Source organism: Bacillus inaquosorum (genome assembly GCF_023238325.1).
Classification (GTDB): Bacteria; Bacillota; Bacilli; order Bacillales; family Bacillaceae; genus Bacillus; species Bacillus inaquosorum.
Map to the genome: position 1 here is coordinate 654,324 of NZ_CP096592.1, position 22,297 is coordinate 676,620.

Consider the following 22,297-nt stretch of genomic DNA (forward strand, 5'->3'; position numbering starts at 1 on the left):
ATTGTAACATAATCGGAACGGCGGTGAAAAAGCTAAGGGAAAAGGGAGCTGAAAAGAATCATGTAAGCGTGAAAAAATTTTTATCTTATCACTTGAAATTGGAAGGGAGATTCTTTATTATAAGAATTGTGTTAGCACTCTTTAGTGTCGAGTGCTAAAATTACATATTCATACTATTGAGGAGGTTATTACATTGTTAAAGCCATTAGGTGATCGCGTTGTCATTGAACTCGTAGAATCTGAAGAAAAAACTGCCAGCGGAATTGTGTTGCCGGATTCTGCAAAAGAAAAACCGCAAGAAGGCAAAATCGTGGCAGCTGGTTCAGGTCGCGTGTTAGAAAGCGGAGAGCGCGTTGCTTTAGAAGTAAAAGAGGGCGACCGCATTATCTTCTCAAAATACGCAGGTACTGAAGTGAAATACGAAGGTACTGAATACTTAATCTTACGTGAAAGCGACATTTTAGCTGTTATCGGCTAATTCTTAAATAAACAATACTTAAAACATTTGAGGAGGTCTTGTAAACATGGCAAAAGAAATTAAGTTTAGTGAAGAAGCTCGCCGCGCAATGCTTCGCGGTGTCGATGCACTTGCTGATGCTGTAAAAGTAACTTTAGGACCAAAAGGACGCAACGTGGTTCTAGAGAAAAAATTCGGTTCTCCGTTAATCACAAATGACGGTGTAACAATCGCTAAAGAAATCGAACTTGAAGACGCGTTTGAAAACATGGGTGCTAAGCTTGTTGCTGAAGTAGCCAGCAAAACAAACGACGTTGCCGGTGACGGTACAACAACTGCGACAGTTCTTGCGCAAGCTATGATCCGTGAAGGCCTTAAAAACGTAACAGCAGGCGCTAACCCTGTAGGCGTGCGTAAAGGTATGGAAAAAGCTGTAGCGGTTGCGATCGAAAACTTAAAAGAAATTTCTAAGCCGATCGAAGGCAAAGAGTCTATCGCTCAGGTTGCTGCGATCTCTGCTGCTGATGAGGAAGTCGGAAGCCTTATCGCTGAAGCAATGGAGCGCGTAGGAAACGACGGCGTTATCACAATCGAAGAGTCTAAAGGCTTCACAACTGAGCTTGAAGTTGTTGAAGGTATGCAATTTGACCGCGGATATGCGTCTCCTTACATGGTAACTGACTCTGATAAGATGGAAGCGGTTCTTGACAATCCTTACATCTTAATCACAGACAAAAAAATCACAAACATTCAAGAAATCCTTCCTGTGCTTGAGCAGGTTGTTCAGCAAGGCAAACCATTGCTTCTGATCGCTGAGGATGTTGAAGGCGAAGCACTTGCAACACTTGTTGTGAACAAACTTCGCGGCACATTCAATGCAGTTGCTGTTAAAGCTCCTGGCTTCGGTGACCGCCGTAAAGCAATGCTTGAAGACATCGCTGTCCTTACTGGCGGAGAAGTCATCACAGAAGATCTTGGCCTTGACCTGAAGTCTACTCAAATCGCTCAATTGGGACGTGCTTCTAAAGTTGTCGTTACAAAAGAAAACACAACAATCGTTGAAGGCGCTGGCGAAACAGACAAAATTTCTGCCCGCGTGACTCAAATCCGTGCTCAAGTGGAAGAAACAACTTCTGAATTCGACAGAGAAAAATTACAAGAGCGTCTTGCGAAACTTGCTGGCGGCGTAGCTGTCATCAAAGTCGGCGCTGCGACTGAAACTGAGCTGAAAGAGCGTAAACTTCGCATCGAAGACGCCTTGAACTCAACTCGCGCAGCTGTTGAAGAAGGCATCGTATCCGGTGGTGGTACAGCGCTTGTAAACGTATATAACAAAGTGGCTGCAGTTGAAGCTGAAGGCGATGCTCAAACAGGTATCAACATCGTGCTTCGCGCACTTGAAGAGCCAATCCGTCAAATCGCACACAACGCTGGTCTTGAAGGATCTGTCATCGTTGAACGCCTCAAAAACGAAGAAATCGGCGTAGGCTTCAACGCTGCAACTGGCGAATGGGTAAACATGATCGAAAAAGGTATCGTTGACCCAACAAAAGTAACTCGCTCAGCTCTTCAAAACGCTGCGTCTGTAGCTGCAATGTTCTTAACAACAGAAGCCGTTGTCGCTGACAAGCCAGAAGAAAACGCTGGCGGCGCAGGAATGCCTGACATGGGCGGCATGGGCGGTATGGGCGGCATGATGTAAAACCGACAAAAAAACCTTGATTTCTAAGGGTTTGTCGGCAACGGACGTCATTTTTGATGCCCTTTTGATGCCATTTATAAATATTCGAAGCTTCTCATGAGTTCACCGAACTTGTGAGAGGCTTCTTTTTTTCTGTCTTTTGTAGTTTGATTTTTTCAGCACTGTTCTATATCGATTTTTAATAGTATTGATAAATGGTAGGTAATCCCGATATGAACTATTCAATTGACCAAAATACAAAATTCTACCGGCTCAGGTTCCTGCTTACGTCTTCTTTGACAAACGGCTTACTGTTACTTCAGTAAACTGCGTTTCTGTTATGATTATAAAAAGGGTTTGAAAATTATTCGTCCAACCCCTTGTTACTTCTCTCTCTATTGCAGACAGGAGACCATATTGGTATCCTCTCATATGACAAAAAAGACCCAGTTATCTAAATAGTGCCACCAACACTCTTAGGCGGTTTCCCCTAGGAAAGCTCTTGTCAAAGAGAAATCCTGTTAAAATGTCTATTTGTGCTGCTTTTTTTAGCTACTAAAGACGTTATTTTCCTTGCAATAAGGAAATCGTCTTTTATGTTAAATATAAAGAGCGACAGAATAATGACATCTGATCCCCAAAAATTCACTGTCGATAGAGTTAGATTCTTCCAAAAAAATCTTGATAAAACCCGTCCCGACTCTATGGAGACAGACAACCCAATTATCAACTCTGATATTATCAAGGAGGACTTAATAGTGCATTTCTCAAAAATTATAGATCGTTTGGCTTTATATGATTTACACAGAAAAAGAAGCAAAGATAAACATTTTTCTGTTGCTTGTAAAGCCGATGTAGTTGATAGTGAGGAATTTTACAGTGCAAATATAGCTGATGTTTCAATTGATTTGAATGAATCTAAAAAAAATTATAGGGTTGGAACATTCAGTTATGAATCCTTAATTCAATCTGGGAATCCTATTAATGATACTTTAAAAGGGAAGGTTTTTTTAAATGAGAATGATATAGATCCACCCAATGTCATCTTTGTACACGGCTGGCGCATGGATTCGTACAATAGGATCAAAAAAATATTTCATAATCGTATAATGAACGATTTAGGCTGGAACATGTATTATTATTCCCTTCCATACCATTTTGAAAGAGAACCGGAAAATTCACTGTATAGTGGCGAGTTGATGATTAGTGCAAATATTGATCGTACAATTGAGTCGACAAGGCAGGCCATTGTCGATTTACGGGCGTTAATTCACTGGATAAAAGCAAATAAAAAAGGCCCTGTTTTCATAGTGGGAGTAAGCTTAGGGGGGTGGGTTACTAATCTAATTGCTACCCTAGAATCCCAAATTGATGTAGTGGTATCAATCTTTTATGCCAATCGCCTTTCTTATTCGATATGGAACACAATTCCAGGTAAATACATAAGAGAAGAATTAGAACAAAATGGTGTGACCTATGAAGATTTAGTGAAATGCTGGAATATTACAGATCCTAGTCAAGCCTTGCCGAAAGTTAATAAAGATAACATTCTGCTGATTTCTGCTAAACACGATCAATATATTGACTTAAAAGATGCAGATTATTTATGGGAAAGTTGGGGGAAACCCACAAGATATGTTTACAATTGTGGTCATTCTGGTATTGTTCTTTGTCGCAAAAAACTGGCAAATGATACGCTTTCCTTTATACGAGAAAGGATACATACGAGAAAAACTGATTCAGTACATTTGTAGACCTTATAAGAAACGATAGGCCAACTAAAGTCGCAGTTGGCCTATTCTGTTTATTAATAAAGAAACTGAGTGAGATTGCTGACAGAACTACTATGCGTACTAGTCGTTTTCTTTAATCACCATACCCAGTTCTTCCACCTCTCCCCGAATCCCAATAGCAGGCTCCCAAGAATCAATTAAACGAATCGCTTTTTGATTGAATTCCATCGCTTTCGTTTTCTCTCCTTTACGGTTCAACAGCTGCGCCATCCCGTAAAAATAATAGATCAACTCAACCTGATTCGCGTTTTGTTTGTCATAGAGCATTTGCTCAAAGGCTTCTTCTGCTTTCTCAAACTGACCACACTTCACGTAAGCCACACCCAGATTAAAATAGGCTTCTATCGTTTTTTCGCCGCCGTACGTGGAGCTGATTTCATTTGCCGATTCGTATAATTGAATGGCTTCTTCATCATGACCTCTTGCAAAGCTTAAGTCACCGCGAACCAATAGAACCCTGTGTTGAATGGTAGGGGAAATCGGATGATCTTCGATTTCGTTTAAAATGGTTTCTGCTTTTTCCTGTTGCCCGGCTTTTAAAAACAGCCTTGCTTGCAGTGCGTGTCCCCATACGTTTAAATCGTCGGCGTCATGATCTTCAGTATCTGATTGTTCCAGAATCCTCAATCCAGCTTCAATTTGCTGTAATGCCTCGCCTAAATCATTAACTTCCATCAGGGCCCAGCCTGCTGTGTCGATTCGGAAGAATGCTTCTCGTGTGTGTTGGCCTAATTGGTGGGCGGCATCGGCGGCTTTGCGTCCGTATTCGATTCGCAGGGGCAGGTTGATTCTGCTTAGAAAATGGCTGATGCGGGTGATGAGTTCGATTAGGGTTTCTTTTTGTCCGGTTTCACTTGTCCATTGGATGACCTTTAAGATGTTTGGCCATTCTTTTTTCATTTGATCTAAATTCCGTCCCAGAAGGTAGCTCCAATAGATAGAGTTGGGCCGTTCCCGTTTTAAATGGGTTTCGGCATAATCAATATAATAGTGAGCCCAGCGGCTGCGGGCTTCTTTTTCATATTCATGCTGTTCGGACAAGTGCTGTTCTCCGTAAGCGACAACGGTTTGATGCGCTAAGTATTGTGTCCTTCCCTCGCTTCGTTCCGGCTGAATCAGGGCATATGACCGCATTTGTTCAATCGCGTAATGGAAACGGCGGGCGTCTAATCCGGCCGCTGCCGCCAGGCTTTTTTCATCCGGTCGCTTGCTGAAAAAGCAAAGTGCCTGCCATAGCTTTCGCGTATCTTCGTTGCATCTTTCCCAAGTGCGGCCAAAGAGGAACTCAAACAATTCCAGCAGTGAGTAGCCCGCTTTTCCAAGTTCATGAATCAGCTGCTGAGCGGGAATGTCATCGTCTGACATATAGGCGATGCTGAGTGCCATGGCTTTCGGGTTTCCGGCAGTTGCTGAAATGAATTCGTTCTTCAGTTCAGACGATAGATGGAACAGCTGCTCCAGCTTTTCCCGTTTATGTGGAAGGTTGCATGTTTGTAAGCAGCGGTGCACTTCTTGCTGAAAAAATTCAAGGGCATCTGTTTGGTCAAGGCCGCTCAGCTGGATGGCCGCCATTTCTCCGAAGCTTTCTCGATAGGTTTGCTTTACGTTTTCCCGTGCTGTAAGGAGAACTTTTACGCCTTGCGGAAGGCTGGTGATAAATTCGTGAATGTCACGTTCTGCGGTATCGATGCTGTCAACGATCAGCAGTACTGGTTTTTCTTTTGTGTAATTGGCTAACGCATTGCGGACGACGAATCGTTTTTCATTGATTGATTTATCGATTTGTTCAGCGCGTCCGAGCTGATAGGCGATCGTATTTAAAAAATCGCTAAAGCTTAAACCTTTCCAATCGGCGCTGACCCAGATGATGCTGTTGAATGCCGGCCAATCTAAAGAATTGCCGACACAGGAATAGGCAGCTTCAAGAGCGATTGTGGTTTTACCCATGCCGGCCCAGCCTGTGATTAAACAGACTGGTGACGGAGAAAGCATCCATTGTCGTATTGCTTCCATATCAAAGCTGCGTCCGATAAAGTTTCCGGACCAGCGTGATGGTAAGTTATGCATGATAGGCTGTTCTGAAAGCGTATTCGTTTCTTGGCTGGTTCTGTCATGAAACAGCCGCTTTACTGCTAGTTCAATATCGTTATCACTTGGAGCTCCGAATGACCCGTCTTTTCGCAGCGTTTTAGCTTTTTTCAAACAAGACGCTGCCCATACAGGCAATGCGGGTTTGATAACAGGGATGGTGGTGGTTTCCAGCAGGCCGGTCAGCCACTCGATATCCAAGTCGGTCTTTTCGAGAATGATCCAGATCATTCCGAACAGTTTTCCGTCGTCAATTCTTCCGGGAATATAGTTTGCACCCATCTGTCCGATCCAGCTTTTGATCGTGTTAGAGGAGACCCCCAGCTGGAGTGCGATTTTATCTATATAAGAATGTCCTGTTTTTTCATTCTTTTTCCTTCTGACTTTATAATCAGGATGAAGTTTTAGTGATTTGACGCCAGGTGCCAGCAGTTGTGCAAATTGTTTCCGGTTTTCAAGTTCAGCCATAAGCCTGCACCTCCTATTAGTACTATTTTATCAATCCAGCGTTTTTTGTATATGAGAAAATAGTAAAGTACAGTGCGGCTGTCCTTTTATACAGCAGAAAAGGCTGTTGAACGTGCTGAAAAGCAGATAAAATGAGGGCAGTAACAGAGAAAACAAAAATGTATGCACTTACATTTTTGTTTTTTAAAGAAAGGAATTTGCCAAATGACTCACACAGTACCTCAAAGCATGAAAGCGGCTGTTATGCACAACACAAGAGAGATCAAAATCGAAACATTGCCTGTGCCTGACATCAATCATGATGAAGTGTTGATTAAGGTGATGGCTGTCGGGATTTGCGGATCAGATCTGCATTACTATACAAATGGCAGAATAGGCAACTATGTAGTGGAAAAACCATTTATCCTTGGCCATGAATGCGCGGGAGAAATTGCCGCTGTCGGATCGTCTGTCAATCAATTTAAGGTGGGAGACCGTGTCGCTGTTGAACCGGGTGTCACGTGCGGACGCTGTGAGGCGTGCAAGGAAGGACGCTATAACCTTTGTCCGGATGTACAGTTTTTGGCTACACCGCCGGTAGATGGCGCGTTTGTTCAATATATTAAAATGCGTCAGGACTTTGTTTTTTTGATCCCAGACTCACTTTCCTATGAAGATGCGGCTTTGATTGAACCGTTTTCTGTCGGCATTCATGCAGCGGCGAGAACGAAGCTTCAGCCGGGATCAACAATTGCGATTATGGGAATGGGCCCTGTGGGGTTAATGGCTGTTGCGGCAGCTAAAGCATTTGGGGCAGGCACAATTATCGTGACCGACTTAGAGCCGCTGCGGTTAGAAGCTGCGAAAAAAATGGGAGCGACTCATATTATCAATATCCGTGAACAGGACGCGCTTGAAGAGATTAAAACGATCACAAATGATAGAGGCGTTGATGTTGCTTGGGAGACAGCGGGAAATCCTGCGGCATTGCAATCCGCACTGGCTTCTGTGCGTCGGGGCGGGAAACTGGCGATTGTCGGTTTGCCTTCTCAGAACGAGATTCCGCTCAACGTGCCGTTTATTGCGGATAATGAGATTGATATTTACGGGATCTTCCGTTATGCCAATACGTATCCAAAGGGAATCGAATTTCTTGCTTCAGGCATTGTGGACACGAAGCATCTTGTAACGGACCAATATTCACTGGAGCAGACACAAGAGGCGATGGAGCGGGCGCTTCAATTTAAGAATGAATGTTTAAAAGTGATGGTGTATCCAAATCGCTGAGTGAACAGGGAGGGTCTTTGTATTCTCCCTCTTGTTTACTGGAAATGAAAACGGATTCTTGGGGTGGGAAATGATGATTGAAACAGAAAAAGCAACGACATTGAAGGCGAAGCATCACGGTCTGTCCTGGTTTGAACGAATCGGATATGGTTTCGGTGATATGTCGTATAATATTGTCTTTCAGTTTGTAAACGCATACTTATTATTCTATTATACAGACGTCGGCGGCATTCAGCCTGCGGTGATCGCCACTTTGTTCCTTGTTGTGCGGGTGCTGGATGCTATTTTTGACCCGATTATGGGATTGATTTTAGACAAAACGAACACAAGGTGGGGAAAGGCAAGGCCATATCTGTTGTGGGTGGCATTCCCTTTTGCGCTTTTTACCTTTTTATGTTTCACGACGCCTCATTTCGGTGAGACGGGGAATATGGTATATGCGTACATCACCTATATTCTGCTTGGGATGTCCTTTAGTATGCAAACGATTCCGGTGAACAGCTTAACGGGGCGGATGACGAATTCTGTGGAGGAACGAACGGTTCTGACAACAACCCGGATGATTTTGGTGTATATCGGCATTCTTTTATCTATTTCCTGTGCGACACCGCTTGCAACTGCTATCGGAGGGGAAAATCAGGCGTTTGGGTTTCAAATGACGGCGCTCATCTATGCGGCGGTCAGCATCGTTTTGAATCTATTCAGTTTCTTTACTGTGCGGGAGCGGATTCAGCCTAAAAAGAGAAAAAAACAAGGGATCAAAAAGACGTTATCCGTTTTATTCCGAAACAAACCTTTGCTTATATTAATTTCATCATTTTTGGCTTTTGCGATCGGGTTTAATATTAAGCTCAGCACGATGGTGTACTATTTTACGTATAACGTAAACCATAAAGAATTTGTATTTTTGGGAACCGTTTTATTTTTCGGAGCAGCGCTGATCAGCAATTTGTTTATCCCTTTCTTTTCTGAGAAGTGGGGCAGAAAACAAGTCATGATCATCACGGCAGGTCTATCGCTTATTTCTTATGCCGGCCTGCACTTCACGCCGTATTCTTCTATTACACTCATTTTTATTTGGCTTTTTGTTTCCGGATTTTTCACAACGCCTTTAAATACGCTTGCTTGGGGGATGGTTGCGGATTGTGTCGATTATGCGGAATGGAAAACCGGAGTTCGCGCGGATGGTGTGGTGATTTCCAGCATGAGCTTTATTAATAAGCTGGGTGTTGCGTTAGCCGGGTCATTTTCGGCCATTTATTTAGGAATTGCCGGATACGTCGCGAATGCAGACCAGACAGTCACGTCATTGAATGCGATTAAAAATATGAATGCTTTAATTCCGGGATTATTCATTTTGCTTTCTATTATTCTCATTGCCTTCTATCCTTTAACTGAAAAAAGATATAAGCAAATCATCTCTGAGCTGGAGAAAAGGTCTGCAAAATAAATATATGTAAAATTTTTAATATTCAATGTTGTATTTATGGCAGAAAGTAATATACTGAGACTGTAATCTAGACTTTATAAATGAGTGTGATAATATGCGTAGTCATTCTGTTGTTTGTATTGGAGAATTGTTGATCGACTTCTTTTGTACCGATGTTGATGTTGATTTAATGGAAGGGCGCAATTTCTTAAAAAGTGCCGGCGGTGCTCCGGCGAATGTGTCAGCAGCCATTGCCAAGCTGGGCGGAGACGCCGCTTTCAGCGGAAAAGTAGGCAAGGATCCGTTTGGGTATTTTCTAAAGCAAACATTGGATGCTGTACAGGTCGATACCTCTATGTTGGTCATGGATGAGAAAGCGCCTACAACTCTTGCTTTTGTTTCATTAAAACAAAATGGGGAGCGCGATTTTGTTTTTAATAGAGGCGCGGACGCTTTGTTTACGCTGGATGATATTGACCAGGAAAAACTAAACGAAGCGAAAATCCTTCATTTCGGCTCGGCAACGGCATTGTTATCAGATCCGTTTTGCTCAGCCTATTTACGGCTTATCTCGATTGCAAAAGACAATGGGCAGTTTATTTCGTTTGACCCTAACTATCGTGAGGATTTATGGAAGGGAAGGGTCTCAGAGTTTGTAAGTGTCGCAAAAAAAGCGATTGCTTTAAGTGATTTTGTGAAAGTCAGTGACGAGGAGCTTGAGATTATCAGCGGTGCGAAGGATCATGAAGAGGGCGTTGCGATCCTTCATGAGATCGGTGCTAAAATTGTCGCTGTGACACTTGGGAAAAGCGGAACGCTTCTTTCGAATGGAAAAGATCATGAAATCATTCCAAGCATTCCGGTTACATCAATTGACTCAACAGGAGCGGGAGATGCTTTTGTCGGTGCGGCTTTATATCAATTGGCAAACACGGATCAGATTCAATCTGTTGATGCTGATTTTGCGAAGCTGCGTGAGATGGTGTTATTCGCCAATAAGGTGGGCGCTCTTGTGTGCACTAAAATTGGAGCGATTGATGCACTGCCCAGCATGAAAGAGATTGAAGTTTCTCTTTAAAGATGAGGATGTTTCTTGAAAGTCTTTGGACTTTTGGGAAGCATCCTTTTTTTTGTTTGCCTACTCTCGTTCAGGCCATTTTCGGGCACCGGCTTGGACAATTCCCAGCAGCAATTGACGCTGTTCCTTTAAAGAATTGATGGCAGTTTGGAATGTTTGCTTTGATAAAGTTGGTATGCCTGATTCTTGAAGCTTTGTGATATCTGGTTCCGGCGGTGCTTGTTCAGCCGGATGGATATAGGCTGTATGGACGGTATCCAAGTAGTTTTTGATACTTGACCGCGTTTCTTTGATGTGAAGCTGGTTCGGCTGATATTGATCAGGAATGCCGTATTTCAAAATGGTTAATGCTTCATCCAATACGGTGACAGCTATAATGGATGATTCCTCACGCTGCGTGCTATGGTAAAAATGAAGGATAGGGAAGGCGTTATGCTGAGCGGTCAGCTTACCCAGCTCTGATGAGAATGTGATAAGAAGGAAATCAATGTCGTGAAAATCTTTACCGTTCCATGCAGTCTGGACAATTTCTGTTCCGTCATGCCCAAGACTTAATACACTTTGGGCAAATGACCGCTTTTGATTAACCGCACTCAAGACGGAAATTAAATACGTGACAGAAAATGTGATAGTAAGAAGGCCTTGAGCTGTTTCAATGACAGTGACAAGCCTCCAGAGGTCCCCATTCGGTGCGAGGTCGCCATTTCCTAATGTAAACATGACATAGCCGGTAAAATAAATTCGATCTGGCCAGGATGCCGGTTCTTTCGATTGAGTTCCGACGAGTGAATGAGGGTCACTCGAGAAAATCAAAACCCACCCGCTCCAAAATAAACTGATCCATATCACTAACGTTAGGCATAACAGCAGAGGACCTGCCGTGCTGAGAACCTTTGCATGGTCTCCGCTGATTTTGCGGCAGCCTTTCCACAGCCATGCAGACAGACATCTTGTGATGGGGCCTGCACCGCTCTCTAACCATAATGTAGTCCATAAAAAATCAATCATTCCCGCTGTCAACAATATAAGGCCTGCAATGACATATACCTCATTCAATTTTGTTGCCTCCCCTAAGCCAGCCATCATTTATTTTCCTTTTCTATTTCCTTTTGTCTCGATTCTGAAACAATTGTTCGGATGTTTGATAAGAAAGTCATTGCAGAAAAGATAGGAGAAGTTACTCAAAACTTACTCATTTTGTCGATATGAGCAGATGAACAGAAACTCACAGGAATTTTGACTTGATTTCCACATTTTTATGAAGAAAAAAGTTCATTTTCCCCTTGAATTGGTCATTTTGCTTTTATTGAGTAAAAAATTTTCAGAAATTTATATTGACTGAAAGCGTTTTTATAATTATGATAATATCAGATGTAACAAAAATGTCACTATAATATCACTACAATAGAACTATGAAGTGACTATAAAATAACAAGTTATGAAGTATATGTGCAAAGAAATACCCACTGTTCTTTTAGCGGAAAATGAAATCGCTTCCAAGAGAACTGCCATGCTAAGAAGAAGGGAAGGTTATGAGGCCATTGGAGAAAAACATGATGAACTTTTTTCTGCAGCCTGCTTACGACATGTGAGGAAGGCAGCAGCCCTAGAATAAGTTTTTGAAATACGCATTGACCGATTTTGAAAAAGACTGGGGGAAACAGTATGAATAAACAAGGCAATCAAATGTCATTTTTACGTACAATTATTTTAGTCTCGACTTTCGGCGGTCTCCTCTTCGGTTATGATACCGGCGTGCTCAATGGAGCTTTGCCGTATATGGGAGAGCCAGACCAGCTTAACCTCAATGCCTTCACAGAGGGGCTTGTCACCAGTTCACTTCTTTTTGGAGCCGCGCTCGGTGCTGTGTTTGGCGGCAGGATGTCTGATTTTAACGGCCGCCGCAAAAATATTTTGTTCCTCGCTGTTATATTTTTCATTTCAACGATCGGGTGTACGTTTGCTCCAAATGTAACGGTCATGATTATTTCCCGTTTTGTGCTTGGCATTGCAGTCGGGGGTGCATCAGTTACGGTTCCTGCTTATTTAGCGGAGATGTCTCCTGTGGAAAGCAGGGGGCGGATGGTGACGCAGAATGAATTGATGATTGTATCAGGACAGCTTTTAGCCTTTGTTTTTAATGCAATCCTTGGAACAACAATGGGAGACAACTCCCATGTGTGGAGATTTATGCTGGTCATTGCGTCGCTTCCAGCTGTATTTCTTTTTTTCGGCATGATCAGAATGCCTGAGAGTCCTCGCTGGCTCGTTTCTAAAGGGAGAAAAGAAGATGCTTTGCGGGTATTGAAAAAAATCAGGGATGAAAAGCGGGCTGCATCTGAGCTGCAAGAAATTGAATTCGCTTTCAAAAAAGAAGATAAGCTTGAAAAAGCGACGTTTAAAGATCTTTCAGTCCCATGGGTGCGCCGGATTGTGTTCATTGGAATCGGGATTGCGATTGTACAGCAAATTACAGGTGTAAACTCGATTATGTATTATGGGACTGAAATTTTAAGAGATTCTGGTTTTCAAACGGAGGCCGCTTTAATCGGAAATATCGCGAATGGCGTGATCTCGGTATTGGCAACATTCGTTGGAATCTGGCTGTTAGGGAGAGTAGGCCGCCGGCCGATGCTGATGACAGGCTTGATCGGTACGACAACGGCATTATTGCTGATCGGGATATTCTCACTTATACTCGAAGGATCACCGGCACTTCCATATGTGGTCCTGTCATTAACGGTTACATTCCTTGCTTTCCAGCAGGGGGCAATTTCACCAGTGACGTGGCTGATGCTTTCTGAGATTTTCCCGCTTCGCCTTCGCGGTCTGGGAATGGGCGTCACGGTATTCTGTCTGTGGATGGTGAATTTTGCAGTCAGTTTCACTTTCCCGATATTGCTGGCCGCCATTGGCCTGTCCACAACGTTCTTTATCTTCGTTGGATTAGGCATTTGCTCTGTCCTGTTTGTGAAGAAGTTTTTACCGGAGACGAAAGGGCTTTCGCTAGAGCAGCTGGAGGATAACTTCCGCGCTTATGATCGCGGCGGGGCGAAGAAAGAGTCTGGCGCTGAAGTGATTGGATAAGATAAAAAAGAATCCGCATACGGGCGCGGATTCTTTTTAGTTTCAAATTAGTTAGGTCTGACAAGGATTTTGACTTGGTTTTTCTCTTTTATAAGAGACCCGAAGCCTTCCTCGATCAAATCGTCTAACACGATTTTTTTCGTTACGAGTTTGTCAGCTGAGAAATAGCCTTCTTTCATTAATGACAATACAGCCGGGAAGATGTCGCGGTATCCGATAATTCCTTTTACTGTACGTTCTTTGATTACGATATCGTTCGGGTGGATTTCAGCGCCTTTTTCCCAAATGCTGACGATGACTGTTTCACCGGCAATTGTAGTGGATTGGATCGCTTGCCGTAATACAACTGGAACGCCTGTGACTTCGAATGATACGTCAACACCGCCGCCGGTACGCTCTGCAATCTCAGCGACTACATCGTCTGTTTTGGACGGATCAACGATGATGGCTCCAAGCTCCTCAGCTTTTTGCTGGCGTTCAGGTGAAAGCTCAACAGCGTAAATATCAGTCGCACCAGCAGCCTTCAGCGCTTCAATCACAAGAAGTCCGATCGGGCCGCAGCCGAATACAGCCGCTTTGTCGCCGGCTTTGATTTTGCTTGAGCGGACAGCATATAAAGCGACCGCAGAAGGCTCAACGAGCGCACCTTGTTCATATGATAATTCATCAGGAAGCTTGAACAACAGCTCTTCATCTACAGAGACGTATTCAGAGAAACCGCCGCCTCCGCCGGCTAAGCCGAGGAATCCCATTTGTTCATCAAGGTTGTAGGCGCCCTGGTGGCCGTGTGTGGCAAAAATCGGTTCGACCACAACGCGGTCTCCTGCTTTATAGTTTTCAACGCCTTCTCCGACTTCAACAACTTCACCGGAGAATTCATGGCCCATTGTGACAGGTGCTGTTTCATTCGTTAACGGATGCGGTTTGTCAACCGGAATAAAGATCGGGCCGCCTAGATATTCGTGTAAATCACTGCCGCAGATGCCGCACCATTTGACTTTGATCTTTACTTTTCCCGGTTCCGTTTTTGGCTCTTCGATATGTTCAATACGGATATCCTTTTGGTTATGCCATCTTGCTGCCTTCATGGATTACCACTCCTATAACTTTTGATGTGAGTAATTCCGCACCGGTCAATATGAACTGTTCACAAAATCGCCATTTTTAAAACCAAAAAAGAAATGAAACTTTTATATAATATAATCTACGTTTTTTTGAAAAAAGAAATTTTGAAGAAAAAAGAGTCTCGCACACTCTTTTTTCTTTATATGAGAGTATGAATCGTTTACATAGCTATGAATTTGGTTTGAACAATACGGTAATGGTTCGTTCATATTGAATGCGACAACTACTCTATCAACAATTATAACGCTAACACTGCAATTATAATAGGATAATCTTCCATGGTTTATTTTAGCAGAGGTAACTTTTCAGACTTTGTAACATTACTGTAAGGATATTGAAATAAAAAATCCCTGGTTCATCGTGTATAATTTTCCTAGATGTTAACAAACAGGGGGACGAAATGTTGAAGAAAGTCATTTTAGCCGCTTTTATCTTAGTAGGAAGTACTTTGGGAGCTTTGAGTTTTTCATCAGATGCCAGTGCGAAACATGTGAACGGAAATATTACTTGGTATAATGGAGTCGGGAAAAAAGGCTCTTCAGGTAAAAAACTTGGACATTGGGACTGTGCGACCAAGATCGGATTTGACGTTCCTAAAAACGGGACAAAAATCAGAGCTTATGCAAAAGCGAAACCTAAAAAGGTGATTACGGTTTACAAAAATGATGTTGGCAGAATGCCTAATGCAGTCCTCGATGTAAGCCCTAAAGCGTTTAAAGCGCTTGGATACCCATTAAGCAAAGGAAAAGTAGCGGGACATTACAGCTATTAATCTACATATATAATCTGTAAAGCAAGAAGTCACATTCTTGCTTTTTCTATTGGTGGAGATAAAAGATGAAAAAAAGAATCATATTATTGTTAACTGTTGTGATAGCAGCCGCTGTGGCGGGTTTTGCGTTTTATGTTGTAAAGGATAAAGGCCATGAGACCGCTGCTGATGTTTCAGTAAATACGGAAAGCGGTGATAAGCTGCTTGTTTCGATTACGAATACCGATCTGCTGACGAAGTATTATGAAAATGATAAGGTGATCCATGAGGAGATGCTGACCAGCTATCCGGCATTTGCCTTGGATCAAAAGCAGCAGGTGCTCTATTATACGGGCAATAATGATCAAAATGAAATGAGGCTTTTTAAGCTGGATCTAAAGTCTAATAAAAAGACGATGCTTTATAAAGGTGCGGAGAGTGCCGACAGCCTGTTTTTATCAAAGGATCGTTCAACCATCTATTTCCGTTTAGGAAAAGCGGACGAAAGCAATTTCCGGATCGCATCCTTTGATCTGAAAACAAAGAAGTATAAAAACCTTTATCCTGCCGCGAATGATCAGGATGACAGCGTCAGCAGCTTCTTTTATAACAAAAAAACAGATTCATTTGCATTGCTTCATTATTCTGTAGAAGAAGACTACAAGAAAACAGATGAAGCGAACGAAAAAGGGATCGATCCTGAACCGACAACGATTCATTTTGCTGCAGGCCATCAAAACAAATTTGATGAGCTGAAGAGCCTTGACCAGTTTATCAGCGATATTGCTGTTTCTGATGATGATAAACGTATATTGTTTACATCATATACACAAAAAGGCACGGAGCAAACCGCTTCTATTCAGATGTTGAATGCGGACACGAAAAAATATGAAAACATCATTTCAAATCAAAAATCATTTAAGCTGTTAATGGACGCACAGCCGCAGTTCTCTAAGGATGGAAAGAACATTTATTTTCTTGCCGAAGCCGAGGGGGCTAAAAAGCTAAAGGATGAAACAGGGCGTGAAGCCAAGGTGCGGACGATTTATTCCTATAATCTTGAAGATAAGACGTTCAAAAAAGTGTGGGAAAATCCAAACGGCATCATCAACAGCTTTTCTGTCATCAACTAATAAAAACCACTCGGCATGGGCTGAGTGGTTTTTTAATGGACGAGGTGCAGGGCTAATGATCCGAGCCATTTAAAGAGATGGATAAGAGGTATCGACAAAAACAGAAGTTCAACATAAGAGTTGATTGCAAGGTTCAGCTTTTTGAACGTAGCCTTTTTTTTAGGTCTTTTTGCTGCTGGTTTGTGATCACGTTATCACCCCTTCTGCATCCATATTATACCATAACGAAAAAATAAAAAGCCCTAAACATTTACAGTTTTGGGCTTCTTTCTAATCTGCGGCCTCTTGCAATGAGAGGCCTTCATTCTGGATATAGAATCTGCGTCTCCGTTCGGGGATTGTTTGCTTGCAGGAGACTGCATTTATTATAGGGAAGAGCTAGCTTGTTTTCGTTTGGCTGTTGTTTTGGAGATTCACTAATGAACGGATGCCGTCGACCATTTTACTTCCGCACAAAGGGCACAATGGCGTGTCACTGCTGGCGAAGTTTTTTCGGGTCCAGCCGTTACAGTCTTCTTTTGTGCATTCCCAAGTACTCACATCTTCTTTAGGCAGCGGTTCTTGATTACGTTTGTTATAGTAAGACATAAAGTCACTTCTTCCCTCATGTATTTTACTGCACATTTCTTATTGTCTCATACTTTTCCCTAATCTCCTAATTCCTTTTTCTTTATGACTTTCCAATCAGTCCATCTAAGAAGGAGAGGAGTGTGCTGTTAAAAGCGTCCGGTTCTTCTAAAAACGGGCAATGGCTGCTTTTTGAAAAGGTGACGAGCGTCGAATTTGGAATGAGGTCATGCAAGTGTTCTCCAGCAGCAGTAGAGAAAAATTTGCGGTCTTCCCCGAAGCACAGCAATGTCGGCACATTGATGTTTTGAAGGGTGCCGCGGTAATCAGCAGCCGTTTGGTTAAATAAAATCGTGCTTGAAATCGCAGCCGGCTGTTTGAGGATTTCTGCCAGCATCCATTCTGTTTCTGTCTCGGCAGGCGGTTCTGCGAACATATTATGGATGAAGTTTTTGTAGAATGGCAGCGGTTCAGTCTGAATGGCGTGCATCGCCGTTTTTAGACCGTCAAAATCAAACGGACCGTGCTCCCAGCCCTCCCATTGGTAGTCGGAAGCTGATTGATCAATAATGACAGCGGCTTGTATGTTATCATTCCCAAATTGATTGAGATAATCCCATACGACAAAAGCACCCATTGACCAGCCGGCAAGCACGGCACGGTCGAGCTCCATTGCTTTTAGAAATTCCCTTACGTCACGGGCATATTGGGAAATGGTGTGTCCGTGCAGGACTTTGTCGGATTCGCCGTGTCCTCTAAGATCGAGACGAATACACTGATAATTGGCAGAGAGTGCTGAGAACTGTTTGTGGAAAAATTGTCCGCTCATCAGCACTCCGTGTATAAACAGGATCGGTGTACCGCTCCCGTGCGTTTCATAGTACAGTCGTGTCTGATCTTCTAATGTGATGTAGGGCATTTTTACTCCTCCTCTAGTTTCCGTCTTGAGAATGACTGGCTGCTGTTGAACTGACGATGACAGCTGTCGCGGCTGCCTGCTGTGCCTGAATGGCGGTTTCGATGGCTGTGTACAGTCCTGATTCCATCAGCAGATTTTTCTCCATATGCTCACTGAGATATAGGCTGACAGCAATTTTGTAGTTCAATTCCTTTTTCCATTTGAATCGTTTATCTTGGTTCAGCTCGTCTGTGATGGCCAGAACAGTTTTGATATCAGGCTCTTCCAGAAATGTGAGCAGGGCAAGATCAGGGTAATGTACATCCTTTGGTTTTTTGTGAGATTCAGTGATGGTTTGGAACAGCTTTCTGCATTGTAAAACAAGCGTTTCAGCTCCTTTTTCATCGTGCAGGGCTAGGATGTGGCTGGTTTGGTGTAAGTGCTGGCCTTTGCGAAATCCGCCAGCTGCCAGCTGCTGATAGCACGCTTCTGCTTTATTCAGCGCCTGTAATCCTTTCCCGTTCCCGGCAAGCAATATGGCAAGCGGGACATTTTGAGTTGACGTGAGGAAATAGTGATGTTTTTTCATCTGCTGATAAACAGAGAGCCCCATGTTCATCTGTTCTTTTTGATTGATCGCTTCGGACTTGCCGGTGAGTATGATAAGGGCGGAAAGGTAAGTGAAAATGTCCCGTTTGTATCCAAGCCTCACCATCTCATTGTATCTGTCAATAAAAGTAAGGAATGCTTGTTTGGCTTCCTGCTGAAAATGAATGTCCAGAATGGAAGCAACAGTAAAGCGGTGGTGTGAATTGAGTGTTGAGAAGCTGCCGATGTTTGATTTGATATAGCTGCTCAAATCATAAAAGCGCTGAAAATCAAACTCTCTTTTATTCACAATATATGCAGAAGAAATGAGCATTAATATCTGATCGTGTGAAACTTTCCATTTTAATTTTGATTTTAATTCGGCATAAATGGAAATGTATCGCTTTGTTTTTTTATTTAGGTCGTTTGTCAGCATAAAAAGCAGCTCCTTTTTGCTGTTTTTACGTTATACGATAAATGGGGCCAAAAGTTTCATAAAGAAAAAAACTTGCCTGCAAGAGGCAAGTTTGTCGGGTTATTTACGGGGATCTGTTATATCCATCGGTCTCATCATGTCATAGTCTTCATGCTCGAGAATATGGCAGTGCCATACGTATCGTCCGCTGTACGGCCCGAATGTCACGGCGATTCTCAGGACTTCACCGGCGTGAGCTTGAATGGTGTCTTTCCACCCCTTTTCACTTGGAGGCGGCGGAACAGCCGGGCCGGTATAGGACAATTCCCCTCTTTCTTGATAACGTGCGATATCAAACGGACGCCGGTCTAATACACGGAAGGAGACCAGATGCAGGTGGATTGGATGTGTTCCGCGTGTCGGGTTGATGATGGACCATATCTCAGTTGTGCCGGCTTTTGGTGCTTCTGTAACAGGATCGTGCCAGCGTTTGTTATTGAGAAGAAGGACGGGTCTGCCGTATTCGTCCTGAGTGCCTGCCAGTTTCAGTGTTCTGATGTTTTGTATTCTTTCATTCTGCACTGAAGGGTATGAGGCGAGGTACTTCGGCTTTCTGCTTTCGTCTTTTTGTTGCAATGGCTTTGTGACTCTGAATTGCATGACATTCGCATCTGTTTCGGGATTGACGTCACCGCCGCAGCCTTCGCTGTTTGCCAAAATGATCGATTGTCCTTCATAGGCTGTGAAGTCAATGATGATATCATAACGCTCAGCAGGCGCAAGACTAAAAGAGTTCAGTTTAACAGAACGAGGCAGAAGCCCTCCGTCTGAACCGATCTGAATAAATTCTCCGCCATTATCGAGTGACAGGTTATAGGTTCTCGTATTAGAGGCGTTGATGACGCGGAAGCGGTATTTCCTCGGTTCGACCTCCAAGTATGGCCATGCCTTCCCGTTGACGAGTATGGTTTCTCCGCAAAAAGCCGGAACGATTGATGGGTTAGGCAGTGACGGGGAAGGGTTTTCAGGCCCGCTTGGATAAAACAAAGAACCGTCCTCATTGATCGTGCGGTCCGTGATAAGAAGCGGGACGTCGTATTCGCCGGAAGGCAGCTTTAAGCGTTTTTCCTTTGGATCGTGAATAATATAAGCGCCGACAAGTCCGGCATAGACATTCAGCCTGGTCAGCGCCATGGCGTGATCGTGATACCACAAAATAGCACCGCGTTGCTGATTCGGATAATGATAAACCTCTCGTTTAAAATAAGGGCCTGTTTGTTCAAAGTCTTTGGAAAACCAGGCCTCCGGATACCCGTCACTATCATCAGGCGTGACGCCTCCGTGTAAATGAACGACAGTCTTTACCTCGGGCTCTTCATGCTGGCTGTCACTATGATGAATGGTGTGGTCGATCGGAAGAAAATGCTCTGACGGAAGGTTGTTCATCCATTTCACATAAACGTTTTCGTTTCTTTTAACCTCAATGGTAGGCCCGGGAAATAAGCCGTTGTAGCCCCACAGGCGGGTCGGGGGGAGATCGCGGTGAAGCTGATGAGTGCATTCCTCCATGGTGACTTCGTAGTAAGTCTTTTCTTTTGTTTGCTGCACCGGCTTTAGTGTATCTGGGATTGGGAGAGCATCCGCAAATTTTTCAAGTGTCATTTTCATCGTCCTTATCTAAATTTTCCAAATTGGTACTATAGTTAATGACAATAAGGACGTGATGGTTACAAAAAAATTTGTGTGTCGCTGCCTGCTCGAAGAAGAAAATAACAAAATCCTAAACGGCAGACCGTTTAGGATTTGATCAGCATTAAGGCAGGATGTCGGGCTGCTGCTGTGTGACTGGCTTGGCTGTCGCTTTCTCGCTCACCTTGCGTTTTCTGAACGCAAGATAAGAAATCAGAACGATTCCCGTGATGACGCCTGTCAGCAGCAGCTCGTCTCTCATGGAATCAATAAACGCCATAGATACTAAAATTCCGCAGATGGCGATGATGGTCAAGTAGGTTAGGAAAGGAAAGAGCCACATTTTGATCTTCAATGCTTCCGGGTTTGTTTTTTCGAGTTTTTTTCGCATTCTCAGCTGGGAAACAGCGATGACGAGATAGACGAGCAAAGCAATGGCGCCTGATGAGTTCACTAAGAATAAAAAGACGGTGTCCGGTGAAAAGTAGTTCATTACGACCGCGATATAAGAGAAAAAGGTTCCGGCGACAATGGCTTGTACGGGAACGCCTTTTTTGCTCAATTTCATAAAACGGCGCGGCGCTTCGTTTCTTTCTGCGAGTGAATACAGCATTCTGGATGTGGTGTACAAACCTGAATTCAGGCAAGAGAGTACGGCTGTGAGGACGATAAAGTTCATAATCTGCGCGGCTGCCGGCACTCCAATATGCTCAAGTACAGCGACGAAAGGGCTTTCTAATATATTCGCTGAATTCCAAGGTAAAAGCGCCACAACAACGGCGATAGAGCCAACGTAAAAGACGATGATGCGCCATACAACGGATCGGGTCGCTTTTGTCACGGATTCGATCGGATTGGATGTTTCTCCCGCTGCAATGGCAACAATTTCTGTTCCCATAAAGGAAAAGATGACAACAACAATACCGAGCAATACGGAGCTGATGCCTTCCGGGAAAAATCCGCCTTTGCCTGTAATATTGGATAAACCGACTGGCTCACTGCCTGGCGCAAAGCCAAAAATAAAGGCAAAACCAACGATTAGAAAAGCGATGATGGTAACAACTTTAATGAGGGAGAACCAATATTCGAACTCACCGAATGACTTAACGGAGTAGATATTTGTCAGGGTGAGCAAGATCGTCAAGATCAAACTTGTCAGCCATAGCGGAATATCTTGGTACCAGTATTGAATAATGCCTGCGCCGGCGATTGCTTCGATCGCGATGACAATCACCCAGAAAAACCAATACAGCCATCCGATTGTAAATCCTGCCCACGGTCCGATGGCATCGTGAGCGTATTGAGAAAACGATCCGCTCGTCGGGTTTACGGCAGACATCTCGCCGAGCATTCTCATGATAAAAATCACCAATAATCCGGCTAGTGCGTAAGAAATAATGGCACCGGGCCCAGTAGAGTGAATCACTGAACCGCTGCCTACAAATAGGCCGGCTCCGATCACGCCGGCGATCGAAATCATTGTCATATGGCGGGTCTTTAATTCTTTTTTTAATCCTGATTGAGACTGGTTCATAGGTTGCCTCCTTTAAGAATGAAGTCATTACTGAATATTATGATAATTGAAACTCTATCATAAATATACAGTTTGTCGAAAATTCGTGTAAGAAAATATAACAGCTTATTTCAAATTTGTAGTGTTTTGTTGGCGATGTTTTCAGCAGATATGCTTGGAATAAAAGAAAAAATGTTCCGTTAATTATTCATTTTTGCAGTTTAGTATAATTTTAAAAATATGGAAGGGTGCCAGAAGCCTTGGCATCATT

The 22,297-nt window shown here is 43.4% G+C and carries 17 protein-coding genes and 2 pseudogenes; 10 read left to right on the forward strand and 9 right to left on the reverse strand.

Going from position 1 to position 22,297, the window contains the following annotated elements; genetic code table 11:
* Window positions 1-193 precede the first annotated feature (193 nt).
* From groES to M1M80_RS03425, 4 genes and pseudogenes are all read left to right on the forward strand, one after another.
* Entirely contained in the window at window positions 194-478 is a 285-nt protein-coding gene (gene groES, locus M1M80_RS03410; protein WP_003155970.1) for a co-chaperone GroES, read from the forward strand.
* Between the two features lie 46 nt (window positions 479-524).
* A complete protein-coding gene (groL, locus tag M1M80_RS03415; RefSeq protein WP_004397771.1) occupies window positions 525-2,159 on the forward strand; it encodes a chaperonin GroEL in 1,635 nt (544 codons plus the stop codon).
* A gap of 575 nt (window positions 2,160-2,734) precedes the next feature.
* Window positions 2,735-3,058 (forward strand): annotated as a pseudogene (locus M1M80_RS03420) (hypothetical protein); the annotation flags it as partial.
* A gap of 144 nt (window positions 3,059-3,202) precedes the next feature.
* On the forward strand, window positions 3,203-3,892 hold the full coding sequence (locus tag M1M80_RS03425) for an alpha/beta hydrolase (RefSeq protein WP_142940768.1): 690 nt from the start codon (window positions 3,203-3,205) through the stop codon (window positions 3,890-3,892).
* Between the two features lie 99 nt (window positions 3,893-3,991).
* Here the strand turns inward: M1M80_RS03425 and M1M80_RS03430 are convergent, their stop codons facing one another.
* Window positions 3,992-6,487 (reverse strand): NB-ARC domain-containing protein, encoded by a 2,496-nt coding sequence (locus tag M1M80_RS03430; protein ID WP_060398052.1) that lies wholly within the window; start codon window positions 6,485-6,487, stop codon window positions 3,992-3,994.
* Between the two features lie 204 nt (window positions 6,488-6,691).
* Here M1M80_RS03430 and gutB point away from each other — a divergent pair, with 204 nt between their 5' ends.
* The 3 genes from gutB (at window position 6,692) to M1M80_RS03445 (ending at window position 10,260) form a co-directional block, all read left to right on the forward strand.
* The gene (gene gutB, locus M1M80_RS03435) at window positions 6,692-7,753 is read left to right on the forward strand and encodes a sorbitol dehydrogenase (RefSeq protein WP_060398053.1); all 1,062 of its coding nucleotides are present in this window, start codon (window positions 6,692-6,694) and stop codon (window positions 7,751-7,753) included.
* A 73-nt stretch (window positions 7,754-7,826) separates the two neighbouring features.
* On the forward strand, window positions 7,827-9,203 hold the full coding sequence (locus tag M1M80_RS03440; RefSeq protein ID WP_060398054.1) for an MFS transporter: 1,377 nt from the start codon (window positions 7,827-7,829) through the stop codon (window positions 9,201-9,203).
* A 94-nt stretch (window positions 9,204-9,297) separates the two neighbouring features.
* A complete protein-coding gene (locus M1M80_RS03445; protein ID WP_060398055.1) occupies window positions 9,298-10,260 on the forward strand; it encodes a carbohydrate kinase family protein in 963 nt (320 codons plus the stop codon).
* Window positions 10,261-10,320: 60 nt separating this feature from the next.
* Here the strand turns inward: M1M80_RS03445 and M1M80_RS03450 are convergent, their stop codons facing one another.
* A complete protein-coding gene (locus M1M80_RS03450; RefSeq protein WP_060399993.1) occupies window positions 10,321-11,316 on the reverse strand; it encodes a potassium channel family protein in 996 nt (331 codons plus the stop codon).
* Window positions 11,317-11,925: 609 nt separating this feature from the next.
* Between M1M80_RS03450 and iolT the strand changes: the two genes are divergently transcribed.
* Window positions 11,926-13,347, forward strand: coding sequence for a myo-inositol transporter IolT (iolT, locus tag M1M80_RS03455; protein WP_060398056.1), 1,422 nt, complete (start codon window positions 11,926-11,928; stop codon window positions 13,345-13,347).
* A 47-nt stretch (window positions 13,348-13,394) separates the two neighbouring features.
* Here the strand turns inward: iolT and bdhA are convergent, their stop codons facing one another.
* A complete protein-coding gene (gene bdhA / locus M1M80_RS03460; protein ID WP_019257652.1) occupies window positions 13,395-14,435 on the reverse strand; it encodes a (R,R)-butanediol dehydrogenase in 1,041 nt (346 codons plus the stop codon).
* A gap of 437 nt (window positions 14,436-14,872) precedes the next feature.
* On the opposite strand from bdhA, the gene walM reads away from it, so the two are divergent.
* Both walM and M1M80_RS03470 read left to right on the forward strand, forming a co-directional pair.
* Window positions 14,873-15,244 (forward strand): cell wall metabolism protein WalM, encoded by a 372-nt coding sequence (walM, locus tag M1M80_RS03465; RefSeq protein ID WP_080428965.1) that lies wholly within the window; start codon window positions 14,873-14,875, stop codon window positions 15,242-15,244.
* A gap of 65 nt (window positions 15,245-15,309) precedes the next feature.
* Window positions 15,310-16,356: a type IV pilin N-terminal domain-containing protein gene (locus M1M80_RS03470; RefSeq protein WP_060398057.1), complete on the forward strand. Its 1,047-nt coding sequence runs from the start codon at window positions 15,310-15,312 to the stop codon at window positions 16,354-16,356.
* A gap of 32 nt (window positions 16,357-16,388) precedes the next feature.
* Here M1M80_RS03470 and M1M80_RS03475 read toward each other — a convergent pair.
* From M1M80_RS03475 to gabP, 6 genes and pseudogenes are all read right to left on the reverse strand, one after another.
* Window positions 16,389-16,546, reverse strand: a pseudogene (locus M1M80_RS03475) (hypothetical protein).
* Window positions 16,547-16,734: 188 nt separating this feature from the next.
* Window positions 16,735-16,944, reverse strand: a complete 210-nt coding sequence (locus tag M1M80_RS03480) for a cold-shock protein (RefSeq protein ID WP_003234008.1) — start codon at window positions 16,942-16,944, stop codon at window positions 16,735-16,737.
* Window positions 16,945-17,026: 82 nt separating this feature from the next.
* Window positions 17,027-17,842, reverse strand: a complete 816-nt coding sequence (locus M1M80_RS03485; protein WP_060398058.1) for an alpha/beta fold hydrolase — start codon at window positions 17,840-17,842, stop codon at window positions 17,027-17,029.
* Between the two features lie 13 nt (window positions 17,843-17,855).
* Window positions 17,856-18,845: a DUF4003 family protein gene (locus M1M80_RS03490; RefSeq protein WP_060398059.1), complete on the reverse strand. Its 990-nt coding sequence runs from the start codon at window positions 18,843-18,845 to the stop codon at window positions 17,856-17,858.
* A gap of 99 nt (window positions 18,846-18,944) precedes the next feature.
* Entirely contained in the window at window positions 18,945-20,486 is a 1,542-nt protein-coding gene (gene cotA, locus M1M80_RS03495) for an outer spore coat copper-dependent laccase CotA (protein ID WP_004397739.1), read from the reverse strand.
* Window positions 20,487-20,637: 151 nt separating this feature from the next.
* Window positions 20,638-22,047 (reverse strand): GABA permease, encoded by a 1,410-nt coding sequence (gene gabP, locus M1M80_RS03500; RefSeq protein WP_060398060.1) that lies wholly within the window; start codon window positions 22,045-22,047, stop codon window positions 20,638-20,640.
* Window positions 22,048-22,297: the final 250 nt, after the last annotated feature.